Source organism: Synechococcus sp. A18-25c (assembly GCF_014280035.1).
Classification (GTDB): Bacteria; Cyanobacteriota; Cyanobacteriia; order PCC-6307; family Cyanobiaceae; genus Synechococcus_C.
In genome coordinates, this window is sequence record NZ_CP047957.1 from 1,777,482 (window position 1) to 1,798,189 (window position 20,708).

Consider the following 20,708-nt stretch of genomic DNA (forward strand, 5'->3'; position numbering starts at 1 on the left):
GCTGCGCTTTGCAAAAACCCATAAGGTGAGGCTCAACTTTCGGAGCCACATCTGGTGGTCGGGATCGATCCCACACCACGTCAACAGCTGACACTGCTCCTCGTTGCAGGTCGTCATCACCTTTCCAGTGGTGATCTGCGTTCATTGATCCAGTTTCTGGAGCATGAGGACTGCGGCTTTGACGTGACACTCCAGGTGGCAGATCCGGTTCAGCAGCCGGAGCTGCTCGAACTACACCGTCTGGTTGTGACACCAGCCCTGGTCAAACTTCAACCACTTCCCAAACAGGTATTTGCTGGAAGCAGCATCTTTCAACAGCTGCGTGGCTGGGTTCCACGCTGGCAACAGGATGAAGTGGTGAGTGGTCTTGGCTTAAGCCTCAAGCCCACTGAACTGGATGGCAGCCGCACCCAGCGGGAACTGCAACTCGAAGATCAGTTGCTGGTCTTGCGTCAGGAAAACGAAACACTGATCGACCGTCTGCAGTCCCAGGAGCGGCTGCTGCGGATGGTGGCCCACGAACTGCGCACCCCGTTGACCGCCGCAACGCTTGCCGTCCAGAGCCAACAACTGGGGCAGATCGACCTCAACCGTTTCCGTGATGTGCTGAAACGCCGGCTCGAAGAGATCGCCTTGCTCTCCAAAGACCTCCTGGAAGTGGGGAGCACTCGCTGGGAAGCCCTGTTCAACCCACAACGTCTTGACCTGGCCAGCCTTGCCGCCGAGGCCATTCTCGAACTGGAAAAGCTCTGGCTGGGACGAGACGTGACCGTCAACACCGACATCCCAGCGGACCTGCCGTTGGTGTACGCCGATCAGCGACGCATGCGCCAAGTGATTCTCAACCTGCTGGAGAACGCACTCAAGTTCACACAAGACGGAGGAACAATCTCTTTGGCCCTGGTGCATCGCACCAACCAATGGGTTCAGGTCAGTGTCAGTGATAGTGGCCCTGGGATTCCTGAGGCAGAGCAGCAACGCATCTTTCTGGACCGCGTTCGCTTACCGCAGACCTCCGGAGGAACCTCTGGCTTCGGGGTCGGATTGTCCGTCTGCAGACGCATCGTTGAAGTGCACGGCGGGCGGATCTGGGTGGTTTCAGAACCAGGCAAGGGCGCATGCTTCACCTTCAACGTTCCGGTCTGGCACGGACAGGGGCAAGAGAAGTCCATAACCGTCTTGACGGAGGGTCCGTCTGACCCGTAATTTCGTTTAGTGCTCGGGGGATCTCCTGAGATCACGGCCTCGCCCCCATCGTCTAGAGGCCTAGGACACCTCCCTTTCACGGAGGCGACAGGGGTTCGAATCCCCTTGGGGGTACTGATCTTTCAGTCATCATTTTCTAACACTCACTAAGGTGAGTGTTTTTTTATGACAATGACGCCCTGCATCTTCGGTTGTGAAACCCTAACTCTTAATTGAATTCTTCAGTGTGGGACGGTGTGCAATGCCTGAATCAGGCGAATCGACGTTCTGCTTCTGATTCAACCGCCAGCAAATTGGCGCTGAGATCTTGACGAAGACGCTGCTCAATTAGACCAATGGGCATTCCCAAACAGCCCTGAACAGTGAGCTCGTAAAGCATCAACGTTTCATCGGGTACGGACTGCAGTCGCCATGCTCCTTCGAAACGGCGGAAGTCCCCTTTGATCATCCGGAATTGCAGGAAACCTTCCGGTCGGTGCTCGGTCAACTCAAGCTGAACTTCAGCGGAGAACTTCAGACCAAGAACTAGTTGTTGACTGCCAACTTGGGAGAGGGTGACTCGGTTTCCCGTCCGCTCAAGCAGAGTGCTTTGGCTAAGATTAGGGATGAAATTGCTGAGGCCCTCGTAATCGGTGAGCACTTGCCAAAGCTGCTCAACGCTGTAGCGGGTGCGCAATTGAACAGCCAGACGCCGAACTCCTTGCGGCAGACGTTCCACGGTCTGCTCGATCGTCTGCTGACGGCCTCGGATTGCTCGCTGAAGAGTCGGCAAGGGGTCGGCGAAGTTCAACCTGAGAAAGGTAACAACCAGATCCTAATAAAAGTGCGCAGTCCGTCCAGCCAATCATCCGAAACAACCCTGTGACAGCTGGGTAAGAAATTGAGTCGTCACGCCTATGATTGCCCGGTCTCGAACGGGAAGCCTTCAACTCATGCGTGTCAGCTCGGCGGGTACCAGCACCTTCAACGAAAGGATGTTCACGTTGGTCGTCGTTGGGCTGCAGTCCGGTTCTCAACGCAGATCCGAACAACGCATCAATGTTGCCTATAACCAGTTACAGGCCACCGTCCAGCGCATCAACGCTGCAGGCGGACGCATTCAGTCGGTGACGGCTGGCGGCGCTCCTGCCCAAGCAACGCCTGATGCACCGGCCCCCAAGCCGACGCCCGCCAAGGCCGCTGCGAAACCCACCGCAACCAAGGCCAAGGCCGCCAAACCTGCTCACAACTCCGTGCCCGTCAATCTCTACAAGCCGAAATCTCCCTTCATCGGCACCGTCACCGAGAACTACAGCCTTTTGGACGAAGGGGCCATCGGCCGAGTTCAGCACATCACCTTCGACCTCAGCGGTGGCGATCCCCACCTCGAGTACGTCGAAGGGCAATCCATCGGCATCATTCCCGAGGGCACGGATGCCAAAGGCAAACCCCACAAACTTCGCCTTTATTCCATCGCCAGCACTCGCCATGGCGACAACATGGAGGACAACACCGTCTCGCTCTGCGTTCGTCAACTCGAGTATCAGAACGAAGCTGGCGAACAGATCAAGGGCGTTTGCTCCACTTATCTCTGCGACATCAAGCCTGGGTCCAAGGTCAAGATCACAGGTCCTGTCGGCAAAGAAATGCTGCTTCCTGACGACGAGGAAGCCAATGTGATCATGTTGGCCACAGGCACGGGCATCGCTCCGATGCGCACCTACCTGCGTCGCATGTTCGACCCTTCAGAGCGCGAAAAGAACGGTTGGACCTTCCGAGGCAAAGCCTGGCTGTTCATGGGCGCACCCAAGACGCCAAATCTTCTTTACGACGCCGACTTCGAGCACTATCAGACTGAGTTTCCCGACAACTTCCGCTACACCAAGGCGATCAGCCGCGAGCAGCAGAATGCCAAGGGTGGTCGTATGTACATCCAGGACCGTGTGTTGGAGCATGCCGAAGAGATCTTCTCGATGATCGAGGATCCCAAGACCCATGTCTACATGTGCGGTCTGCGCGGTATGGAGCCCGGCATTGATGAAGCCATGACCGCTGCCGCTGCGGCCAAGGGACTCGACTGGTCCGAACTTCGCCCGCAGCTGAAAAAAGCCGACCGCTGGCATGTCGAAACGTATTGATGACACGCCAAAGCCTGGTCCATTCTTGATTGGATGCTCCGAACCCGCCCAATGGCGGGTTTTTTAATGCGTGTCGAAGTTGTGACGAGACGGCCACAAAACATGGCGTGATGTGCTGCGGCACTGTCATCTCGAAGATTCCTGGTTAAACCTGCGACAGAGATTGCAGTGCCATGAGCGCAACGATCACGAACCCGTTGAGGGTGGGGCTGCGTCAAGAGCGCGTGATCGCCCCACAGTGTCTGGTGATCTTCGGAGCCAGCGGTGACCTCACCCACCGCAAACTGGTACCGGCGCTCTTTGAGCTCTTCAAGCAACGACGACTGCCCAGTGAATTCGCACTGCTCGGTTGCGCTCGCAGGCCATGGAGCGACAACGAATTCCGCCAAAAGATGGCAGCCGCGATGGAGAGCACCATCGCGGAAAATCCTGAAGCCTGGGAACAATTTTCAGCGGGCATGTTCTACGAGCCCGTGGATCTCCAGCAACCCGAAGATCTGGTGAAGCTGGGACATCGGCTGCATGAAATCGACCGGTTGAGGGCTACTCGCAACAACCGCACCTTCTATCTGTCGGTGTCTCCGAAGTTTTATGCCGGCGGCTGCCGAGCCCTCGCCGATGCAGGCCTGCTGAAAGACCCGGAGCGCAGCCGGGTGGTGATCGAAAAACCCTTTGGTCGGGATTACAGCAGTGCCCAAGCCCTCAATCGCGTGGTGCAGAGCTGCGGACAGGAAAACCAGATCTTCCGGATCGATCACTATCTCGGAAAGGAAACCGTTCAGAACATCATGGTTCTGCGGTTCGCTAACACCATTTTTGAGCCGATCTGGAATCGCAACTACATCTCAAGCGTCCAAATCACAGCGGCAGAAACGGTTGGCGTGGAGGAACGCGCTGGCTACTACGAAACCTCTGGTGCACTCAGGGACATGGTGCAGAACCACCTGACCCAGATGCTGGCCATCACGGCCATGGAAACCCCCGGGCGCTTTGATCCTGAAGCGATCCGAAGTGAAAAAGCCAAGGTTCTGCAAGCCGCACGCCTGGCCGATGAGAACGAGCCTTGGAACTGTTGCATCCGCGGCCAGTACGGACCAGGGGGCACGCATGAATCTCCCTTGCTTGGTTATCGCCAGGAGCACGGGGTCGACCCGAACAGCACCACGGAAACCTATGTGGCGATGAAGCTGTTCATCGACAACTGGCGTTGGCAGGGGGTGCCCTTTTACGTCAGAACGGGGAAACGCCTGCCAAAACGACTGAGCGAAGTGGTGCTGACCTTCCGCGAAGCGCCGGTGCATTTGTTCGATGCAGCCGGAGGCGGGCCCACCGCCAATCAACTCATCCTGCGCATTCAGCCCGATGAAGGCGCAGAGTTCAAATTCGAAGTGAAGTCACCCGGTTCCGGCATGCGCAGCCGCCCGGTGGAAATGGAGTTTTCCTACGACGAGTCGTTTGGAGAACCCTCCGACGAGGGGTATGTGCGGCTCCTGGCAGACGCCATGCTGAGCGATCCAACTCTGTTCACCCGCAGTGATGAGGTCGAAGCCGCCTGGCGCCTTTACACCCCTCTGCTGGAACTGATCGAAGACAGCCCATGGCAGCTGCCGATCCATCCCTATGAATCCCGCACCTGGGGCCCCGCGGCCTCCGATGCCCTGCTCGCACGCGACGGATTGCTGTGGCGCCGACCCTGACCTGATCCGCCCTCTCCGACCTGCTCCACCCAACGGTTCGCCATGTCTCCCCAGCTCACCCTTCAGACCCCTCTAGAGCTTCCGCCTTCGGAAGTTCCCAACTACTTGGAACAGCTCTGGTCACGCGATCAGCCCAACAACACCGGGGCGCACACCTTCTGCCTTTTGATTTGGCAACCGGCCTGGGTGGAACAGCAACTGGTTCGGACGGGGCGGCTGGATGGGCCCATCACCGGTGTGCAACGAACGCAGCTGATCGAAGCAGGACGCAAGGCGGTGGTCGACGGCGATCTGCCCATCAGCACCCCACCACTGACCGAGGCCGTGGCCCGTTGCCTGAGTCAGATGGATGGCGATCACACCAGTGAAGATCTCCGTGGTCAGCATGTGGATGCGGTCCTCAGCCATTTGCGTCCACGCCGGCTGATCACCCTTGCGCCCAGTCTGAAAGCAGAGCAGCCGATGGAAACCCTCGTGGCCGCCTATTGCCCACTTCCAGAGGAAGGTGGCGGAACAGCGGTTTGCGGAGATGTGGTGGTGCTACGCGGTGGAAAGCCATCTCTGGTGCAAGGGCTGTCAATCCTTGATCCGCTCTTGCCCGAGGAACTGCCCGCTTGGGTTTGGTGGAACGGAGCCCTCGATGAGGCCCCTGATTTGCTGCAGCAACTGGCCAGCGCACCACGGCGACTGATCCTCGATTCAGCACTGGGAGACCCCAGGCTCTGCCTCGGTCTTCTCGCCGACAGAATCGCAGCCAATCAGGCCGTCAATGATCTCAATTGGCTGCGTTTGGGCAGCTGGCATCAGACGCTGGCGATGGTGTTTGATCCGCCGCACCGGCGGGATGCCTTGGGCCACGTGGTGCAGCTCGACATTGACGTCGAGGGCGATCATCCGGTGCAAGGCCTGCTGCTCGGCTCTTGGATCGCGGATCGCCTGGGTTGGACGCTGGACACCCATCAGCACCATTCGGACCAGAGCATCACCGCCACGTTCAAGCGGCCTGATGGCACCGCAGTGAAGATGCGTGTGGCACCAGTTCCCATGGGTCAGCCCAGTATTCATCCCGGACAAATTGTGGGACTCCGACTGATCTGTAAGCCCGATGACCAACCGGCGATGTGCGTCATTCTCTGCACAGAATCCGGAGGCTGCATGCGCCTCGAAGCCGGTGGCATGGCAAGTCTGGAGCTGATTGAAGAGGTTGTGCCGGTGCAGCAGCTGCCCGTGGAAGCCGATGTGTCCCGCCTGCTAGAAGGCGGCCATGACTCCACCAATCCGCTCTTGGCAGCAGCGGCTCCATTGGCTGCCAAGCTGATCAGCTGAACCCCCGCTGAGCGGGACCTGACGTCGTTGTTCCGCTCAGACCATGGCCTGCGTGATCGCTGCTCCGGCGAGCGGAAGTGGCAAAACCCTGCTCAGCCTCTGTCTCATCGCCTGGGCGAGGCACCATCAACGCAGCATTCAACCCTTCAAGGTTGGGCCTGATTATCTCGACCCTCAGCTGCTCACGCTTGCAGCAGGGCAACCCTGCCGCAACCTCGACCTACCGCTCTGTGGCAAGGCCTGGGTCAATCAGAGCTTTAACGGCTACGGAGGTCGCAGCCATCTGGCCCTGATTGAGGGCGTCATGGGTCTCTATGACGGCATTGGCTCCAGTTCAGAAGGGAGCAGCGCCGATGTGGCCATCCAGCTCAGACTGCCCGTTGTGCTGCTGGTGGATGCCGGAGGGCAGGCCCGATCACTCGCCGCTCTTGTGGCTGGCTTCCGTGCGCTCGACCCACGACTGCAGCTGGCGGGTGTGGTGCTGAACCGGGTCAACAGCCTGCGTCATCGAGAACTGCTGGAGGAGGTGCTCGAGCAGATCGGCGTGCGCTGCCTGGGATGCCTGCCGAACGATCCCAGCCTTGACTTACCCAGTCGCCACCTTGGACTGGCACCAGCGCATGAATTACGACAGCTCGAACCACGGCTCAAGCGCTGGGCCGAGCTCGCCGAAGAGCATCTAGCGATGGACGTGTTTCAGGAGCTGCTCAAGGCTCCCTCTCCCGGTCCCGATCCCATTCAGACCGCGCTTAGCTCTGCCCTCACGGCTGGAGAGCCAATGCCTGCCTTGCCCGTGGCGGTGGCGCAGGACGAAGCCTTCCACTTCCGTTATCCAGAGATGCAGGAGTGTCTGGAAGCCCTCAACATGCCTGTGCTGCCCTGGAGCCCACTGGCAGATGGTCCACCGCCTGAGGAGGCGAGGGGGCTGGTGCTGCCGGGGGGCTTTCCGGAACTGCATGCCGCCCGACTCAGCACCTGCAAACAAAGTTTTGCAGCCCTGCAGAGCTGGATTCAGACAAAGCCGATCTATGCCGAATGCGGCGGCATGTTGCTGCTCGGCCAGAGCCTGGCTGATCCTGAGGGCCGACAGCACCGAATGGCGGGGCTGCTCCCTTTTGAAGCCAAGCGAGGCCGCCTACAGGTGGGCTATCGCACGCTCAAGGTCAGAAGCGACACGCTGCTGATGCGCCAAGGAGAACAACTCAGGGGCCATGAATTTCATCGCTGGAACTTAAGCCAAGAGGCCGGTACCACGATGGGCAAAACCGGACCGCTGTGGCAGGTTGAAGGTTGGAAGATCAAGCGAAGAGCTGAGGGATGGAACAGACCCAACCTCCACGCAAGCTGGGTCCACCTCCACTGGGCCGGATCCTCGACGATCTCATGCCGTTGGCGCGCCGCGCTCGCGTCCGCAGCGAAGCGGAACGACGCCGTTGGGTAAGCCGAAGCGATCGTCAACGAACCAACCGATTGCTGGAACGCTGGCGCTTCTTGGTGGAGGGACACGTCCAAGGGGTGGGCTTCAGACAGGCCTGCAGGCGACGCGCCATGGAGCTTGGGCTCAGCGGCTGGGTGCGCAATCTCGCGGATGGACGGGTGGAAGTTCAGGCGGAGGGCGAGTCGCTACCCCTCAACGAAATGCGGCTGTGGTGTGAGCAGGGCTCCAGTGACGCCCGTGTTCGCCTGGTGAGGCCATCCCAGATCCCGATCACCGGCGACGACTGGTTCGAGATCCGAAGCTGAGCCAACGGCAAGCCAACCCTTGGTGTGCTGAGTGGCGGAAGGAGGAAACATGCGATCCTGCGCTGACATGCACTCGTCGACGGCCGGTTCTGATGAGCGACACCACCCTCTGGGCTGAATTGCTGGCCTACGGCACAGGCATTGGCCTATCCCCAATCCACATCGCCGTGCTGCTGCTGCTGCTGCTGGGCCCCCAACCGATCAAGAGAGGAGGCTGGTTCGTCGCTGGCTGGGTGGTAACCACCCTGTTGGCCGCGACACTGCTGGTGACAGTGGGACACACCCTTGTGCTGGACATGAGCCATGGCTCCCATCACCGCACCGGGCTGGATCTGCTGGCAGGTGGCGCCTTGATCGCCGTTGGCGGTCGTGAATTGATCAAATCAGCCACGGAAGGCGGTGAGCCACCGAGCTGGACGAAGGGCATTGACCGGTTTGTAGCTATGCCACTGCCACTGCTGCTGCTGCTGGGATCCGTCGGTGAGCTGGTGAGCCCCGATGATCTCGTGCTGTTCGCCAAATCGGCCGGCGTGGTGCTGTCTGCCCAGCTACCCACCTGGCAAGAAGCGGTGGGTCTGATCGCTTTCACGGTGGGCGCGAGTCTGTTTCTGCTGGCTCCCCTGATCGCTGTGATTATTGGTCGCGACAAGGTCATCCCTCTTCTGGAAAAGGGTAAAACTGTGCTCTTCACCCGCGGTGAACTGGTGGTGGGCGGCCTCAGCCTTGGCCTGGGGATCTACCTGGGATGGCAAGGCGTGAGCGGGCTCACTCTGACCTGAGTGCTGATGTCCAGCGCTCAGCCATCACCGCGGAAGGAGAACGGCCAGCCAGCCAGACCCCCTCTCTGGCACGACTGACCGCGACGTAAACAAGTTGCCGCCTTAAGGCCTGATCTTGCGGCCAGAACACATCATCCGCCACAAAAACCTCACCGAAACTGCTGCCCTGGCTGCGATGCACCGTGAGTACAGCGGCTGGCCCCAGCGACGCGAAAGCATCCCTGACCAGGAAGTATCGGCGCCACAACGGCCGTCCACCGCGCTTGCCGGCTTCCCGTGCCTCCTGGGCCAGACGCTTCATCAGGGCATCCAACTGCTGCCTGGCCTGGCTACCGGATGGGGGCTGCAGGCGCAGATTGAGCTCCAATTCACCGCTGCGCACCCGGGCATTGAGAGTTTCGATGACGGGTGCCCCAAGGCCAGCCAGCGAGAGCTGGGTGTCACCAGCCACACCGAACTCCGCCAAGTCACAGCGTTCCGGTGCTACGTCTTCCACCACCACCTCACGGTTGGAACCCAGCACCAGATCCGGCTCCTCACCGGTTTCACCATTATCCCGTGAAGCCGGGGCCATCACTGCCGTGCGGGTGATCAACACTTCACCAGGCAGCACCGCCATCTGATCGGCCATGTCGCCATGAATTGCCCGGCGGGCATGGGGCACGAGCGCCTCCAGACGGCGATTGGTGAAGCAGAGAATCCTTGCAGCATCGGGGTTATCGCAAGCCGCGGCCTGACGGAGGCCTTCCTTGGCTCGCTCCAGCCAGTCGTTGCGGTTCAACACCCCCACCTGGCCGAGCTCGGTGCGCACAGGCGGAATGATTGGCGGCACTTCACAGGGCAGCCGTCCATCGCGCAGGCAACTGGCCAGCTGCAATACAGGGCCCTGATGCCGCACGACCTGGCGCAAGCAGGCGGTGACAGCCCGATTCATGGCAAACACGGGGCTATCGCTCTCACCCACAGGCGGTAACTGGGCCGGATCACCAACAAACACCAAACGCGTCTTAAAGGGATGGGCGCATTGCAAGGCGATCGACAACAACGAGCTGTCGACCATCGAAGCCTCATCGATCAGCACCAATCCCAGATGTTCCAAGGCACCGGCGGTCTGCTCGGTGGCTTCACAGAGCTCCCGGTCCCCCTGGCGTTTGAGCTTCAGTCGTAACAAGCGATGAATGGTGGAGGGATACCAGGTCGGATGCAGGCCCTCGAGTGTGAGTGCCTGGCGCAGCACGCCGACGGCCTTGTGGGTAGGAGCCACCACGGTCCAGCACAGACCACTGGCCTCCACCTCACGCAACAGGCGCATGGACAGAAAGGTCTTGCCGCTACCGGCGAAACCGCTCAAAACAAACGGCAGGCCAGGATCCTTCTGCTGCAGCCAGTCAGAGAAGGCAGCAGCAGCATGGGTCTGATCCTGCGTAAGGCTCAGTTCGGCGTGGGGAGGCGATGTCACCCCAGGGCGTCGGTGATGGTGTGCGCCAACTGAAGCGGAGAACCCACAAAAGTCAGTCCGATCAAGGCGATCGCCGGCCCCATCAAGCTTCCTACCAACACTTCGGTGCGGGAATGTCCCAGCCGTTCCTTGAGTGGTTGTTCAGGAACTGTGTCCCACACGGCATCAGGCAGCGCATTCACCCGTTCCGCCGTGAAACCGGCGGAACGGCGAACACCACTGGCGTCGTACATCACCACGAATGCCACGGTGGCGGCCAAGGCAAACACGGCCGAGTTGAACCCCTCCTGCCAGCCCGCAGCCGCCGCAGTCCCGGTCACCAGAGCCGAGTGACTGGAGGGCATTCCTCCTGTTTCGATCAACACCGCGGGCCGCCACCGCCGGTGGAGCACCAGTTCAATCACCAGTTTGGAGAGCTGAGCCAGCCCACAAGCCGCAAGGCCCCAAGCCAAGACGGCGTTATCGAGAAACTGAAGCGGCATGGACACAGTCATGACCGCCATGATCAACGGTCGCGGCTAGCAACGTAATCAGCCAGGGCCAGAAGCGGTTGTGCCTTGTCTTTCCAGGGGTCGAGTACCGACTTGGCCTCCGCCACCAGCTCAAGAGCACGGGATCGGGATGACTCCAGGCCGAGAAGCTTCGGATACGTGGTCTTGTCTGCGACAAGATCCTTACCAGCGGTTTTACCCAGCACCTCGCTGCTGGCCGTGACATCCAGAATGTCATCAATGATCTGGAATGCCAGGCCGATGCCATTGGCATAGGTACGCATGGCCGACACCTGCTGGGCATCGGCACCACCAATCAAGGCACCAGTGACCACACAGGCCCGCAGCAGGGCTGCGGTTTTGTGCAGATGGATGTATTCCAGCGTTTCCAGGTCGACTTGTTTGGCTTCACTTTCCAGATCCACCACCTGGCCGCCCACCAGCCCTGGAGCACCAGACACCAGCGCCAGCTCGCCCACCACCTGGACCAGCCGATCGGGAGACACCCCTTCACTGCGGACCGCCACCATTTCGAAGGCACGGCTGAGCAGAGCATCACCGGCCAGAATGGCCATGGCATCGCCATAGACCTTGTGATTGGTCGGACGGCCTCGCCGCAAATCATCATTGTCCATCGCCGGAAGATCGTCGTGGATCAGCGACATGGTGTGGATCATTTCCAGAGCCACGGCTGTGGGCATGGCCAGCGCAGCATCGCCCCCCACCAACTCACAGGCGGCGAGACACAGGATCGGACGCAAGCGCTTGCCCCCAGCCAGCAATGAGTAGCGCATGGATTCCCGCAGGGATTCCGGCCGCTCGGGCCCCAATGAGGCATCCAGAGCCGCTTCCACCCGTTCGCGGGCGCTGCTCAAGTAAACGTTGAAGTCAAAGCTGGGCTTGGGGTCACCCGACGGCGGAACACCCTCAGGACTTGTCGCCGTTGCGGTCATGGGGAACGCAATGCTGGCGGAATTCTGTCAGGCCACTGGCCAACTCAGGACCATCACTCGATCAGATCGGCAAGATCGTGATCGATCTGGTGTCGCCGGCACCAGGCCACCACCGTGTTCACCAGAAGCATGGTGACTGTCATGGGTCCCACCCCCCCAGGCACTGGCGAGAGTGCTGCTGCAATCGGCTCCAGTTCGGCCGCTTTCACATCACCGCAGAGCCCACCCTCGGGTCTGCGATGGATACCGACATCCACCACGACGGTGCCAGGACTGACGTGGTCAGCCCCCAGCATTTCGGGACGACCGGCGGCCACGACCAGGATCTCGGCCTGACGGGTCACAGCGGCCAGATCGCGGGTGCGTGAATGCGCCACCGTGACCGTTGCATTGGCAGCCTGCAGCATCAGCGCCATGGGCTGGCCAACCAGGATGCTGCGTCCGACCACCACAGCCCGCTTTCCAGATGGATCAATGCCCTGACTGCGCAGCATCGCCATCACTCCGGCCGGGGTGCAACTGCGTGGCCCAGGTTCACCCTTGAGCAGCCGACCCAGATTCAGGGTGTGCAGTCCATCGGCATCCTTCTCCGGATCAATGGCAGCAAGCAATGGCGCTTCATCCAACCCCTTAGGAAGGGGAAGTTGCAACAGGATCCCGTCCACGCGCCCATCGGCATTGAGAGCACGGATGGCCTGCAACACCTGGTCTGCTGATGCATCAGATGGCAGGTGGGATCCGAAGCTGTCCACACCGATCCGGGCACAAGCCTTCTCCTTGTTGGAGACATAGACCGCGCTAGCCGGGTCGTCCCCCACCCGCAAAACAGCTAATCCAGGTGGACGTCCCGCTGAAGAGCATGCGGATTGGATTTGCGTCTGCAAGCGCTGTTCGAGTTCTTTGGCCAGCGCCTTGCCATCCAATCTGAGGGCCATTGCCTTGTCATGCCATTGAATCCAGCATGCCGCTCCGGCAGAGCTAGCGTTTGGTCTGGATGCCGTCCATTGAGTTGCGCTCGCACCGCCTAACACGGCTCTGGAGATCCTGGCTAAGGAGCGAATCGCCACGTCGCCCTGTGCTGCGCTGGAACCGCTTGCAGACAGGTGCACTGCTGATCCTGTGTGGACTGGTGGCGCTGGTTTCAAGCTGGCCATGGCTGGTGGAGCCAGATCTGCGACCGGGACTGACCGCTCCTTTCGATGCCGTAGCGCCTAAGGAAGCGCGGGTCGTGGATAGCGAAGCGCTGGAGCAACGCCGATCCAGCCTTGGGTCCAGCACCTTTGTTCAAGTGCTCAATCCCGCTGACAACCAGCAGATCCGCATGCGACTGGAGCGGTATCTGAGCGAACTGGAACGGGTGGCCAATAGCGAAGAGGCCGAGCGTATCGGCCCCGTCAATCTCTCGGCCGATGAACAGCAATGGCTCCAACAACGCAACCCTGAACAAGGTCGCCAATGGGACATGGCCCTGCGCCGGGCCTTGGCACGCATGCTTAGCCAGGGACTGGTCAACAATCTCGCCCTGGAGCAGCTGCAGCAAGCGACGGCAGTTCAACTCCAGGGGCTCGAGGACACCAAGAGCCCAGGAGCGCTCAGCCTGGGCAGCAAGGTGCTGACGACAACGCTTCAAGGCGCGAGCAATCTGCAAACCGACCCCCTGCGCAGCCAACGGCTGATTGAGGAATTGATCACGCAGCAGGGAATCCCCACGATTGAAGTGAGCAAGGGCGATGTGATCACACGGAAGGGGGAGCCGATCAGCTCTCAGGCCTACGACGTGCTGGATTTTTTCGGCATGGTCAATCGACGCCCCAAGCTGGGGCTGTGGATCAGTCATTTCACCGAAGCGCTTGCCGGCTGCGGTGTGCTGCTGCTGGTGATGCGCAGGGAACGTCCTTGCCTGGAGGCTCCCCACGGCTTGTTGGCGCTTGGGCTGCTACTGCTGAGCCAAGCCTGCAAGCTGTGGTTCGGAGCCTCGGTCAGCCCGCTGGCGGTGATCGTGCCGCCCACCTTGCTGTTGGCGCAAGGGTTAGGCACCACCAGTGCCTTGGCCTGGATGGCCATGGCCAGCTTGCTCTGGCCGACGCCTGTGACAGGACTGGGTGAGGGAAGACTGCTGATTGCTGCCGCGACAGCCACCGTTGCGGCCATTCAGGCGGGCCGCCTGCGCAGCCGTGCTCAACTCCTCCAATTGGCGGTGCTCTTGCCGATTGGGGCTTGGCTGGCCGAGCTGTTACTGCCTTCTCAAGGGGGCTTATCCCTCACTGGTTCGTGGATGCCGCTGCTCCCGAATGCAGGCGATCGAGCACCAGAAGCGTTGCTGCTCGGGCTGATGATGATGATGGCCATTTTGGTCATTCCTCTGCTCGAGAGCTCCTTCGGCCTCCTGACCCGGGCCCGGCTGATGGAGCTGGCCGACCAGGAGCGACCGTTGCTCCGACGGCTCTCTTCGGAAGCACCTGGCACCTTCGAGCACACCTTGATGATCTGCGGACTGGCCGAGGAGGGAGCCCGTGCCATTGGTGCCGATGTTGATCTGATCCGCACGGGCTCGCTCTATCACGATGTGGGCAAGCTGCATGCACCCGACTGGTTCATCGAGAATCAGACCAGCGGGGAGAACCCCCATACCCGACTGAACGACCCTCTGGCCAGCGCCGGCGTACTGCAGGCCCATGTGGACGAGGGCCTCAAACTGGCGCGCCGTCACCGCCTGCCTCGCCCGATCGCCGACTTCATTCCTGAGCATCAGGGGACACTGAGGATGGGCTATTTCCTTCACCAGGCCCGCGAGAAGGATCCCAGCGTTGCGGAAACACGATTCCGTTACCACGGACCAACGCCACGTTCCAAAGAGACGGGGATCATGATGCTGGCCGATGGCTGTGAGGCCGCTCTGCGTTCCCTGCCACCCGACACCAGCGAACAGGAAGCCAGGAACACGGTCAAGCGGATCGTCGAAGCTCGGATTAGCGATGGTCAGCTGGCGCAGAGCAGTCTCAGCCGGGCTGAACTGGAGCTGGTCATGCACTCCTTCGTGCGTGTATGGCGACGGATGCGTCACCGCCGCATCCCCTATCCGATTCCTGCGAAACGACGGTTCTCCGCCTAAGCCCAGCTTGGGAATTGCGCCCTGACCCGCACACGACCACGGCCTTCAAAATTTGGGAAACTTAAGGCCAGCGCGTGCAACCGCATCGGCCCAAGGCCGCTGCTCTCGGAGCCTCCATAGATGGGATCACCAACAATTGGTGTTCCCATCGCTGCAAGATGGGCCCGCAACTGATGGGAACGGCCGGTCAGCGGGCGCAACCAAAGGCGGGTTAATCCAGGCATACGGGCATGTTGTCGCCAGAGTGTGCGACAGGGTTTGCCATCGGGGTGCGGGCCATAGCGCGGTGGATGCCTCTCCAGCCGAGCCAAGGGTTGATCCTGGCAACCCTGGTGCTTGCCAACCGTGCCCACCACATCAGCGAGATACAACTTCTGCACCAGGCGGGCCGCAAAGAGCGCACTCAGATCACGCAAGCTGTCTTGGTCGCGGGCCACCACCACCAGCCCTGAGGTGTCGCGATCCAGACGGTGCACCAAACGCAACCCCTTGCACTCGCGCTGGAGCCGCGTGATCAGCGAATCCTGCTGATGGGCCCCGAGTCCTGGCTGACTGAGCAGACCTGCAGGTTTCTGCACCACGAGAAAGCGTGGATGAGCAAGCACCAGCGGGATGCCAGACAGCTCACCCATCAGAGCCGGCCGCCCCGCCGGTGTTCGGAACGGCACCAATAGATCAGGGCCAGCAAGTGGAGCACGGCCAGTAGGACCGACCAAAGACCGATGGCAGGTTGAGCTCCCAAGGCCAGGCGAACGATGCCGTAGGGGAGGGCTCCCGCCAGGCTCATCGAGAGCGCCACGATCGCCAGAATTACGCCCCAGCGTCGCTGCGCCAACAGACCGGCACAGGCAACGATGCCGACGATCGTCGCTGGCCAGGCCAGGGAAAAAGCCAGGCTGATGTTGGTGGCCTGAAAACCGGCCGAGTGATCCGATCGAAAGGCCAGCACACCAATTGCAGGAAGCGCCAAGAGATTGGCCACCAGACCGATCCAGGTCATGAACCAGTAACCGCGCATCCGGGGACCCATAGAAAGCATGAACCGAAGCGCTCACCGTACGGTCTGCCGATTAATCGATGACCCCATCCGCGGATGCGGCTTCATCGTCCAGGTCGGTTTCAAGAGTCGCCAGAAGCAGATTGAGTGCGTCCTCGCGACTGAGCGACTCAGCAGACACCTGATTCATCCAACGTTGCGCGAGGCTCTCGATCTGATCCAATAACAACCCCGCATCGCGCAGCGCATCGGCCACACGCAGGGATGTCTGGTGATCCAGCTCCAGCGCATCCAGAACCACGTAGCGCTGGCCGTCCTCTCCGATGTAGGTCAGGCGGCCTTGCGCATCGAGCGTGGGTCCGGCGCAAGGGGTGATGGGTTCCTCCTTCATGGCAGTCATCAAGGTGGGGAGAACGGTGATTCTTGAGGTGAGATGGGACCGCCCCCACGCAGCTCATCGGCACAGAAACTGCGGAACAACTCTTCCACCTCTGCAGGTGGCATGCCCTGCACAAGGCGTGCCTCGATCTCATCACGGCGCTGGGACTGGTGATAGAGCCTCAGCTCCTGGAACGCCAAAGTGGATTGGGCTTCAATCCTCGCCAGTGCATGGCCCACCTGATGGTCCTCCAGCAGCGGCGCACCGTGGCAATGCTGCATCACGTGGGCAGACTCATGGGCCAGCACCACCCAAACCTGCAGCGGATCATCCTCGAGGTTGTTGGCACACAGAAGCAGGGCATTCTGGGGAACATGAAACGCCCCGAGCAGCGTTTCTGGACAATCCTTGGCCACCATCGTGTCTGTGCCCGCTTGCCGAATCAGAGCGGCATAGCGACCGATGCGATCCCACGTGTCCGCCTTGGCGCGGCCTGGATGGAAAGGGGCCAACAATGCCAGCACCAGCGCGACAGCGACAGGCACCCGACTTGGTGGAGGAAGACCCAGCAAAGCAAAGCATCCAATCCCTGGTCTTATTCAAGACGCGCTGGACAGAATTGGCATCCCTTTCGTCAAATTCAAGGCGCCAATCGGCGCACACTCTCCACCTTGTCGCGAAACGACTGGACGCGATCGATCCGGGTGTTCACCCGCAACGAAGCATGCAAACGCTGCACCCCCTCAGCGTGAAGCCGCACATGGCAGGCCTTCACGCAGGCGAAAACGGCATCCCAATCACCCTCAATCGCGGTTCCATCAGGCCCCAATTGATGCTCGAGCCCCGAGGACTCAATCACCTCATGACACATCGCCACATAGGGAGCCAGAGAAACACCAACCCCAAGCGGCACCAGGCAGAGATCAACACTCACTTTCATGGCTCGCGCCTTTCACACCCGACCATGCTTGATCTGGAAGCCAGAGGACGCAAGGCCCTTTTTCAACGAGCCATCATGCAATCCTTATCGACCACCGCGAAGCTCCGGCTCACTCGTTAAACAAGCACTGGGATATCCGAGCGTGCGCCACTCACCACATCGGGTTTGCACCTCAAGCGCCATGCCACGCTCACAAACAGAAAGGGATCGTCCCTGACCGGCACACCAGCGACTGGCTGCCGCCTCAGCAGCCGCCACAGACTCGTATGGGGCATCCAGCACTGGGTGCGGTGTTCCATCCAGCGCCACGAGCCTGTACATCGGGCGACCGGAATCGGGCATGTCCACTTCTGCATCTGTCTACAGTGTTTCACGGCACAGGCGGTCCCGCCATCCCGGATGCTGAACCGAGCCGCCTTCACGCGATGCCTAGCCAAGTCCTCGCTGACGCCTACGAGGCACTGCTCACTCGAGCTCCTGCGCCTCTCTTTGCTCGTGCCAGGAGGCTCTACCTCGACAAGTACTGCCTGGAAGGGCGGGACACCGAGAGTCCGCTTCGCCTTTTCGTGGCCCGAGAACAGCTTCATGAACAGGTCCAACCGGACCAGGACGCAGGCCCCAATGGACGGATCGCCACACTCACCTCCGAAACGAGAGAACTGGCGCTGGTTCATTGGCAACAGGACTCACCGCCGGACTCTGACCTCATCGAGATGTACCTCAACAATCAGTGGCAATGCCAGCCGATGCTGATGATGCCGAGTGAGCAGCGCTGGTTTCGCAATAGCGGCTACCAGATGCGCCTGACCCTCTCCGATCCGCTGATCTGGATTCGCAACACCCGCTACCAAGAGACGGAGAATCAATCGATCAACGAAAAACCCACAAAAAGCTGAAGTGGATGACACCAGCCACAGAGAGCTGGCTAGGCATTGATCAGGACAAGATGACATCCGTGATGAGAACGCAACGCCTTGAGCGCTACGTCCTTCGCCATGAGGGCACAGGTGACTATTTGCGCGTTAACGAGGAGAGTCAAGAAATCGAACGCAGCACCAGTCCTGAAATGGCGTGGGAATTCCACACCCATGACGGTGCTGTCACCCATGCCATCTGGATCGGCCAAGTGTTCGGTCAGACGCCCGACGTGGTGAGGATGGCTTAAAGATTTGGTGAGCGAGGCCCACCAAGTTGATCAGAGCTCGTCTTCCACCTCGGCCTTGATGGTGCAATCCGATAGCGGATAGCTCACACATAGCAGGGCAAATCCGTTGCCCATCTGTTCATCATCAAGAAAGCTCTGGTCGGTCTGATCAACGCTTCCAGAGATCACTTTTCCAGCACAGGTGCTGCAAGCTCCTGCGCGACAGGAATAAGGAAGATCAATTCCTTGCTCTTCTGCTGCGTCCAGAATGTATTGGTCATCTGCACAGGAGAAATCTTTGCCGCCCTCAAGGGTGATGGTGAAAGTAGCCATGAACCTGAAAACACCAAACCGTTCGTAGGTGGTGTGACGCCATCCAGACACACCGGTCAGGAAACTCAGACGCAAATCACGGGCGATGGTCTCAAGGGTGAACTTCAGCCCTGGATGAAATGGCGCAGGCGTCTGGACTCATCAGCCATGCGTCGCTGCAACTCGGTAGACGACACCGTCGACTCTTCTCGCTGCTGCGCCAGGAAAACATCCTCTTCCGTAATCACCAGATCACGTTCACGTCCGAGCGCGATCAGGGTCTCCAACGACAAGGGCTCCGACAAACGTTGCGCCAGTTCAGGCTCATCCTTTCGACGTTGCAGCAGGGCATCGAGATCCTGAAGAGACAAGGGCAGCAGCCTCACGTGCACAGAACTCATTTCATCAGACCATTGCTAGACATCGCAAAAGTGCTGCTACGCCCAATGGCATTGGACCGTCTGAGCACCGCTGCACGGAGCCTTGGAACCAGCCTGATCAGGCTCGACCTCGGTCGGTCCGCCATGCAGGCCGCCTGCCGTGTTCTGCCACCCGTTGGCGGTGACGGCAACAGTGACCCTCTCAACAAACGGGTGGGAAACGCCAAGAACATCGGCCACACCCAATTGAACACCGATTTCGCAGTAGACGGTCCTTCCACGAGCTCCAAGCCAGTCTTCACCGCCGATTCATTCGCCAGCAGCGGGGCCAAGATATTGAGGCCTCCTACCATCACTCAAGGCAGACAGATCAATCAGGTGAAGTTCAAGAACGGTGCTGGCAGCGATCCCAGTTCCACAGGATTCAGCTGCCAAAGATCCGTTCAAACTTGAAACTGAGCCGCCGAACCTCCCATGCAACAACGCCTTTGGCTCATCCTTCCCACCGCGGGGATCCCACTGCTGATTGTTTTGTTTGTGGTGCTCTGGCAAGCCGTTCAACGCCAGAATTTGATGTTGCAGGAGCTCGTCGATCGCGTCGAAGAGTTGGAAGGGTTTGACCGCGCAGAGCAAAAAACCAGTCAAGAGCTCCTCCAACAGCAGCTAGGCGCCCTACAAGCCCGGCAACGGCGACTGCAGGGAAAGATCTTCGATCTTGAGAGCTGGCGCAGCGGATCACGAGAACGCGAGCGAAGGTTGCTGGAGCGACTCAACCCTGGCCCCTTCCAAAGTCCGGACACTCTGCAAGCACCACCGGAGCCCAGCATCAACCCTTAACGGCATCACCGCTGGCACTGGGAAGAATGAAACGCTGCAAAAGAATGAACAACAGCAGCACCGGAAGAATCGACACCACCGAGCCGGCTGCGACCATCCGCCAGTCCAGGGAAAAACTGCTGGCCAACTGCTGAAGACCCAAGGGCAGTGTGAACAGCTGTGGATCGTCAAGGATCACAAGCGGCCAAAGGAAATCACTCCAAGTGCCGATGAACACGAACATCGCCAGGGTGATCAGGTCGGCACGCGCAGCCGGAATCATCACGTTCCACCACTCCCCGAGCTTGCTGCAACCATCCATTCGGGCTGCTTCCTCGAGCTCCACAGGCACACCTAGAAAGCTTTGGCGAAGGAGATAAAGCCCGAAGGCGGTCGCGGCCTGCGGGATCACCAAGGCCAGCAACGTGTTGCGCAGTCCCAGCTGAACCATCAGCAGGTAAAGCGGAATCATCACCACCTGGAAGGGAATCAGAATCGTGGCGACCACTAGCCCAAGAACGAGGCCACGACCGGCGAAGCGCATGCGCGCAAGGGGATACGCCGCCAATGAGCAGAAGAGAAGGTTGGCCACCACCGCCACCAGGCTCACGATCGCGCTGTTGAGCAAATAACGACCCAGAGGGTTGTCCTGAAACAAACGAACGTAGGCATCAAGACTGGGCTGGGCGGGAAGTAGTGCCGGAGGGCTCGTAAAAATGTCCTCCGCCTGTCCTTTGAGCGAAGTGCTCACCAGCCAGAGCAGGGGCACCAAAACGGCCAGCGCCAGAAGGATCAGAACCAGAAGCTGAAGCAGAGCACCGAGACGAACGCCGGCACGGCCTGGGGATGCCTGCATC

At 60.1% G+C, this 20,708-nt stretch carries 26 protein-coding genes and 1 tRNA gene; 13 read left to right on the top strand and 14 right to left on the bottom strand.

The genetic code is table 11. From position 1 onward, the window contains the following. Positions 1–54 precede the first annotated feature (54 nt). Both SynA1825c_RS09830 and SynA1825c_RS09835 read left to right on the top strand, forming a co-directional pair. Positions 55–1,206 carry a histidine kinase gene (locus SynA1825c_RS09830; protein ID WP_186469132.1) on the top strand — a complete coding sequence of 384 codons (1,152 nt, stop codon included), beginning with the start codon at positions 55–57 and terminating at the stop codon, positions 1,204–1,206. 41 nt (positions 1,207–1,247) lie between these two features. After that, positions 1,248–1,320: transfer RNA gene (locus tag SynA1825c_RS09835), tRNA-Glu, on the top strand. Positions 1,321–1,456: 136 nt separating this feature from the next. Here SynA1825c_RS09835 and SynA1825c_RS09840 read toward each other — a convergent pair. After that, the gene (locus SynA1825c_RS09840; protein WP_255478354.1) at positions 1,457–1,996 is read right to left on the bottom strand and encodes an SRPBCC family protein; all 540 of its coding nucleotides are present in this window, start codon (positions 1,994–1,996) and stop codon (positions 1,457–1,459) included. A 142-nt stretch (positions 1,997–2,138) separates the two neighbouring features. On the opposite strand from SynA1825c_RS09840, the gene SynA1825c_RS09845 reads away from it, so the two are divergent. The 6 genes from SynA1825c_RS09845 to SynA1825c_RS09870 all read left to right on the top strand — a co-directional run bounded on the left by SynA1825c_RS09845 (position 2,139) and on the right by SynA1825c_RS09870 (position 8,868). Further along, entirely contained in the window at positions 2,139–3,323 is a 1,185-nt protein-coding gene (locus SynA1825c_RS09845) for a phycobilisome linker polypeptide (RefSeq protein WP_186469133.1), read from the top strand. A 173-nt stretch (positions 3,324–3,496) separates the two neighbouring features. Beyond that, on the top strand, positions 3,497–5,020 hold the full coding sequence (zwf, locus tag SynA1825c_RS09850) for a glucose-6-phosphate dehydrogenase (RefSeq protein WP_186469134.1): 1,524 nt from the start codon (positions 3,497–3,499) through the stop codon (positions 5,018–5,020). A 42-nt stretch (positions 5,021–5,062) separates the two neighbouring features. Beyond that, positions 5,063–6,346, top strand: a complete 1,284-nt coding sequence (locus SynA1825c_RS09855) for a glucose-6-phosphate dehydrogenase assembly protein OpcA (RefSeq protein ID WP_186469135.1) — start codon at positions 5,063–5,065, stop codon at positions 6,344–6,346. A 43-nt stretch (positions 6,347–6,389) separates the two neighbouring features. Beyond that, positions 6,390–7,787, top strand: a complete 1,398-nt coding sequence (locus SynA1825c_RS09860; RefSeq protein ID WP_186469136.1) for a cobyrinate a,c-diamide synthase — start codon at positions 6,390–6,392, stop codon at positions 7,785–7,787. Further along, positions 7,730–8,089 carry an acylphosphatase gene (locus SynA1825c_RS09865; protein WP_186469137.1) on the top strand — a complete coding sequence of 120 codons (360 nt, stop codon included), beginning with the start codon at positions 7,730–7,732 and terminating at the stop codon, positions 8,087–8,089. The genes SynA1825c_RS09860 and SynA1825c_RS09865 overlap by 58 nt, the downstream gene beginning before the upstream one ends. A 92-nt stretch (positions 8,090–8,181) precedes the next feature. Then, complete coding sequence (locus tag SynA1825c_RS09870; protein ID WP_186469138.1) at positions 8,182–8,868, top strand: GAP family protein; 687 nt, start codon at positions 8,182–8,184, stop codon at positions 8,866–8,868. Here SynA1825c_RS09870 and SynA1825c_RS09875 read toward each other — a convergent pair. Genes SynA1825c_RS09875 through folD form a run of 4 tightly spaced genes read right to left on the bottom strand, consistent with a single transcriptional unit; the run spans position 8,855 to position 12,706 of the window. Continuing rightward, positions 8,855–10,327: an AAA family ATPase gene (locus SynA1825c_RS09875; RefSeq protein ID WP_186469139.1), complete on the bottom strand. Its 1,473-nt coding sequence runs from the start codon at positions 10,325–10,327 to the stop codon at positions 8,855–8,857. The genes SynA1825c_RS09870 and SynA1825c_RS09875 overlap by 14 nt on opposite strands. Next, positions 10,324–10,830 (bottom strand): divergent PAP2 family protein, encoded by a 507-nt coding sequence (locus SynA1825c_RS09880; RefSeq protein WP_186469140.1) that lies wholly within the window; start codon positions 10,828–10,830, stop codon positions 10,324–10,326. The genes SynA1825c_RS09875 and SynA1825c_RS09880 overlap by 4 nt, the downstream gene beginning before the upstream one ends. Before the next feature lie 2 nt (positions 10,831–10,832). Next, on the bottom strand, positions 10,833–11,771 hold the full coding sequence (gene crtE, locus SynA1825c_RS09885; protein ID WP_186469141.1) for a geranylgeranyl diphosphate synthase CrtE: 939 nt from the start codon (positions 11,769–11,771) through the stop codon (positions 10,833–10,835). 53 nt (positions 11,772–11,824) lie between these two features. Further along, the gene (gene folD, locus SynA1825c_RS09890) at positions 11,825–12,706 is read right to left on the bottom strand and encodes a bifunctional methylenetetrahydrofolate dehydrogenase/methenyltetrahydrofolate cyclohydrolase FolD (protein ID WP_186469142.1); all 882 of its coding nucleotides are present in this window, start codon (positions 12,704–12,706) and stop codon (positions 11,825–11,827) included. Between the two features lie 59 nt (positions 12,707–12,765). On the opposite strand from folD, the gene SynA1825c_RS09895 reads away from it, so the two are divergent. Next, positions 12,766–14,883: an HDIG domain-containing metalloprotein gene (locus tag SynA1825c_RS09895; RefSeq protein WP_186469143.1), complete on the top strand. Its 2,118-nt coding sequence runs from the start codon at positions 12,766–12,768 to the stop codon at positions 14,881–14,883. Here the strand turns inward: SynA1825c_RS09895 and SynA1825c_RS09900 are convergent. The 6 genes from SynA1825c_RS09900 to SynA1825c_RS09925 all read right to left on the bottom strand — a co-directional run bounded on the left by SynA1825c_RS09900 (position 14,880) and on the right by SynA1825c_RS09925 (position 17,541). Next, on the bottom strand, positions 14,880–15,551 hold the full coding sequence (locus SynA1825c_RS09900; protein ID WP_370523148.1) for an RluA family pseudouridine synthase: 672 nt from the start codon (positions 15,549–15,551) through the stop codon (positions 14,880–14,882). The two genes, SynA1825c_RS09895 and SynA1825c_RS09900, sit on opposite strands and share 4 nt — an antisense overlap. Further along, on the bottom strand, positions 15,515–15,913 hold the full coding sequence (locus tag SynA1825c_RS09905) for a hypothetical protein (RefSeq protein WP_186469144.1): 399 nt from the start codon (positions 15,911–15,913) through the stop codon (positions 15,515–15,517). Before SynA1825c_RS09905 ends, SynA1825c_RS09900 begins: the two co-directional genes overlap by 37 nt. Before the next feature lie 40 nt (positions 15,914–15,953). Continuing rightward, the gene (locus SynA1825c_RS09910; protein ID WP_186469145.1) at positions 15,954–16,271 is read right to left on the bottom strand and encodes a hypothetical protein; all 318 of its coding nucleotides are present in this window, start codon (positions 16,269–16,271) and stop codon (positions 15,954–15,956) included. Positions 16,272–16,279: 8 nt separating this feature from the next. Continuing rightward, on the bottom strand, positions 16,280–16,804 hold the full coding sequence (locus SynA1825c_RS09915; protein WP_186469146.1) for a hypothetical protein: 525 nt from the start codon (positions 16,802–16,804) through the stop codon (positions 16,280–16,282). 95 nt (positions 16,805–16,899) lie between these two features. Then, the gene (locus SynA1825c_RS09920) at positions 16,900–17,199 is read right to left on the bottom strand and encodes an MTH1187 family thiamine-binding protein (RefSeq protein ID WP_186469147.1); all 300 of its coding nucleotides are present in this window, start codon (positions 17,197–17,199) and stop codon (positions 16,900–16,902) included. Positions 17,200–17,283: 84 nt separating this feature from the next. Further along, on the bottom strand, positions 17,284–17,541 hold the full coding sequence (locus tag SynA1825c_RS09925; protein WP_186469148.1) for a hypothetical protein: 258 nt from the start codon (positions 17,539–17,541) through the stop codon (positions 17,284–17,286). Between the two features lie 83 nt (positions 17,542–17,624). Between SynA1825c_RS09925 and SynA1825c_RS09930 the strand changes: the two genes are divergently transcribed. Then, the gene (locus tag SynA1825c_RS09930) at positions 17,625–18,095 is read left to right on the top strand and encodes a hypothetical protein (protein WP_186469149.1); all 471 of its coding nucleotides are present in this window, start codon (positions 17,625–17,627) and stop codon (positions 18,093–18,095) included. A 5-nt stretch (positions 18,096–18,100) separates the two neighbouring features. Next, entirely contained in the window at positions 18,101–18,364 is a 264-nt protein-coding gene (locus SynA1825c_RS09935) for a hypothetical protein (protein ID WP_370593741.1), read from the top strand. A gap of 30 nt (positions 18,365–18,394) precedes the next feature. Here SynA1825c_RS09935 and SynA1825c_RS09940 read toward each other — a convergent pair whose 3' ends face one another. After that, positions 18,395–18,676, bottom strand: a complete 282-nt coding sequence (locus tag SynA1825c_RS09940; protein ID WP_186469150.1) for a 2Fe-2S iron-sulfur cluster-binding protein — start codon at positions 18,674–18,676, stop codon at positions 18,395–18,397. Between the two features lie 104 nt (positions 18,677–18,780). Continuing rightward, positions 18,781–19,056 (bottom strand): Nif11-like leader peptide family natural product precursor, encoded by a 276-nt coding sequence (locus SynA1825c_RS09945; RefSeq protein ID WP_370523150.1) that lies wholly within the window; start codon positions 19,054–19,056, stop codon positions 18,781–18,783. 45 nt (positions 19,057–19,101) lie between these two features. On the opposite strand from SynA1825c_RS09945, the gene SynA1825c_RS09950 reads away from it, so the two are divergent. Both SynA1825c_RS09950 and SynA1825c_RS09955 read left to right on the top strand, forming a co-directional pair. Next, positions 19,102–19,488: a hypothetical protein gene (locus SynA1825c_RS09950; RefSeq protein WP_186469151.1), complete on the top strand. Its 387-nt coding sequence runs from the start codon at positions 19,102–19,104 to the stop codon at positions 19,486–19,488. A 21-nt stretch (positions 19,489–19,509) separates the two neighbouring features. Next, positions 19,510–19,872: a signal protein gene (locus tag SynA1825c_RS09955; protein ID WP_186469152.1), complete on the top strand. Its 363-nt coding sequence runs from the start codon at positions 19,510–19,512 to the stop codon at positions 19,870–19,872. On the opposite strand, the gene SynA1825c_RS09960 is transcribed toward SynA1825c_RS09955, so the two are convergent. Continuing rightward, the gene (locus SynA1825c_RS09960) at positions 19,862–20,707 is read right to left on the bottom strand and encodes a carbohydrate ABC transporter permease (protein ID WP_186469153.1); all 846 of its coding nucleotides are present in this window, start codon (positions 20,705–20,707) and stop codon (positions 19,862–19,864) included. The two genes, SynA1825c_RS09955 and SynA1825c_RS09960, sit on opposite strands and share 11 nt — an antisense overlap. Between the last annotated feature and the right edge of the window lies 1 nt (position 20,708).

Bases quoted from the DNA above. Each gene is read 5' to 3' on its own strand.
- SynA1825c_RS09845 (WP_186469133.1), top strand. From the start codon at position 2,139: ATGCGTGTCAGCTCGGCGGGTACCAGCACCTTCAACGAAAGGATGTTC.
- SynA1825c_RS09945 (WP_370523150.1), bottom strand. From the start codon at position 19,056: ATGAGTTCTGTGCACGTGAGGCTGCTGCCCTTGTCTCTTCAGGATCTC.
- SynA1825c_RS09950 (WP_186469151.1), top strand. From the start codon at position 19,102: ATGGCATTGGACCGTCTGAGCACCGCTGCACGGAGCCTTGGAACCAGC.
- SynA1825c_RS09955 (WP_186469152.1), top strand. From the start codon at position 19,510: ATGCAACAACGCCTTTGGCTCATCCTTCCCACCGCGGGGATCCCACTG.
- SynA1825c_RS09855 (WP_186469135.1), top strand. From the start codon at position 5,063: ATGTCTCCCCAGCTCACCCTTCAGACCCCTCTAGAGCTTCCGCCTTCG.
- SynA1825c_RS09865 (WP_186469137.1), top strand. From the start codon at position 7,730: ATGCCGTTGGCGCGCCGCGCTCGCGTCCGCAGCGAAGCGGAACGACGC.
- zwf (WP_186469134.1), top strand. From the start codon at position 3,497: ATGAGCGCAACGATCACGAACCCGTTGAGGGTGGGGCTGCGTCAAGAG.
- SynA1825c_RS09930 (WP_186469149.1), top strand. From the start codon at position 17,625: ATGCCTAGCCAAGTCCTCGCTGACGCCTACGAGGCACTGCTCACTCGA.
- SynA1825c_RS09925 (WP_186469148.1), bottom strand. From the start codon at position 17,541: ATGCCCGATTCCGGTCGCCCGATGTACAGGCTCGTGGCGCTGGATGGA.
- SynA1825c_RS09920 (WP_186469147.1), bottom strand. From the start codon at position 17,199: ATGAAAGTGAGTGTTGATCTCTGCCTGGTGCCGCTTGGGGTTGGTGTT.
- crtE (WP_186469141.1), bottom strand. From the start codon at position 11,771: ATGACCGCAACGGCGACAAGTCCTGAGGGTGTTCCGCCGTCGGGTGAC.
- SynA1825c_RS09935 (WP_370593741.1), top strand. From the start codon at position 18,101: ATGACACCAGCCACAGAGAGCTGGCTAGGCATTGATCAGGACAAGATG.
- folD (WP_186469142.1), bottom strand. From the start codon at position 12,706: ATGGCCCTCAGATTGGATGGCAAGGCGCTGGCCAAAGAACTCGAACAG.
- SynA1825c_RS09960 (WP_186469153.1), bottom strand. From the start codon at position 20,707: ATGCAGGCATCCCCAGGCCGTGCCGGCGTTCGTCTCGGTGCTCTGCTT.
- SynA1825c_RS09910 (WP_186469145.1), bottom strand. From the start codon at position 16,271: ATGAAGGAGGAACCCATCACCCCTTGCGCCGGACCCACGCTCGATGCG.
- SynA1825c_RS09870 (WP_186469138.1), top strand. From the start codon at position 8,182: ATGAGCGACACCACCCTCTGGGCTGAATTGCTGGCCTACGGCACAGGC.
- SynA1825c_RS09880 (WP_186469140.1), bottom strand. From the start codon at position 10,830: ATGGCGGTCATGACTGTGTCCATGCCGCTTCAGTTTCTCGATAACGCC.
- SynA1825c_RS09860 (WP_186469136.1), top strand. From the start codon at position 6,390: ATGGCCTGCGTGATCGCTGCTCCGGCGAGCGGAAGTGGCAAAACCCTG.
- SynA1825c_RS09905 (WP_186469144.1), bottom strand. From the start codon at position 15,913: ATGGGTCCCCGGATGCGCGGTTACTGGTTCATGACCTGGATCGGTCTG.
- SynA1825c_RS09940 (WP_186469150.1), bottom strand. From the start codon at position 18,676: ATGGCTACTTTCACCATCACCCTTGAGGGCGGCAAAGATTTCTCCTGT.
- SynA1825c_RS09895 (WP_186469143.1), top strand. From the start codon at position 12,766: ATGCCGTCCATTGAGTTGCGCTCGCACCGCCTAACACGGCTCTGGAGA.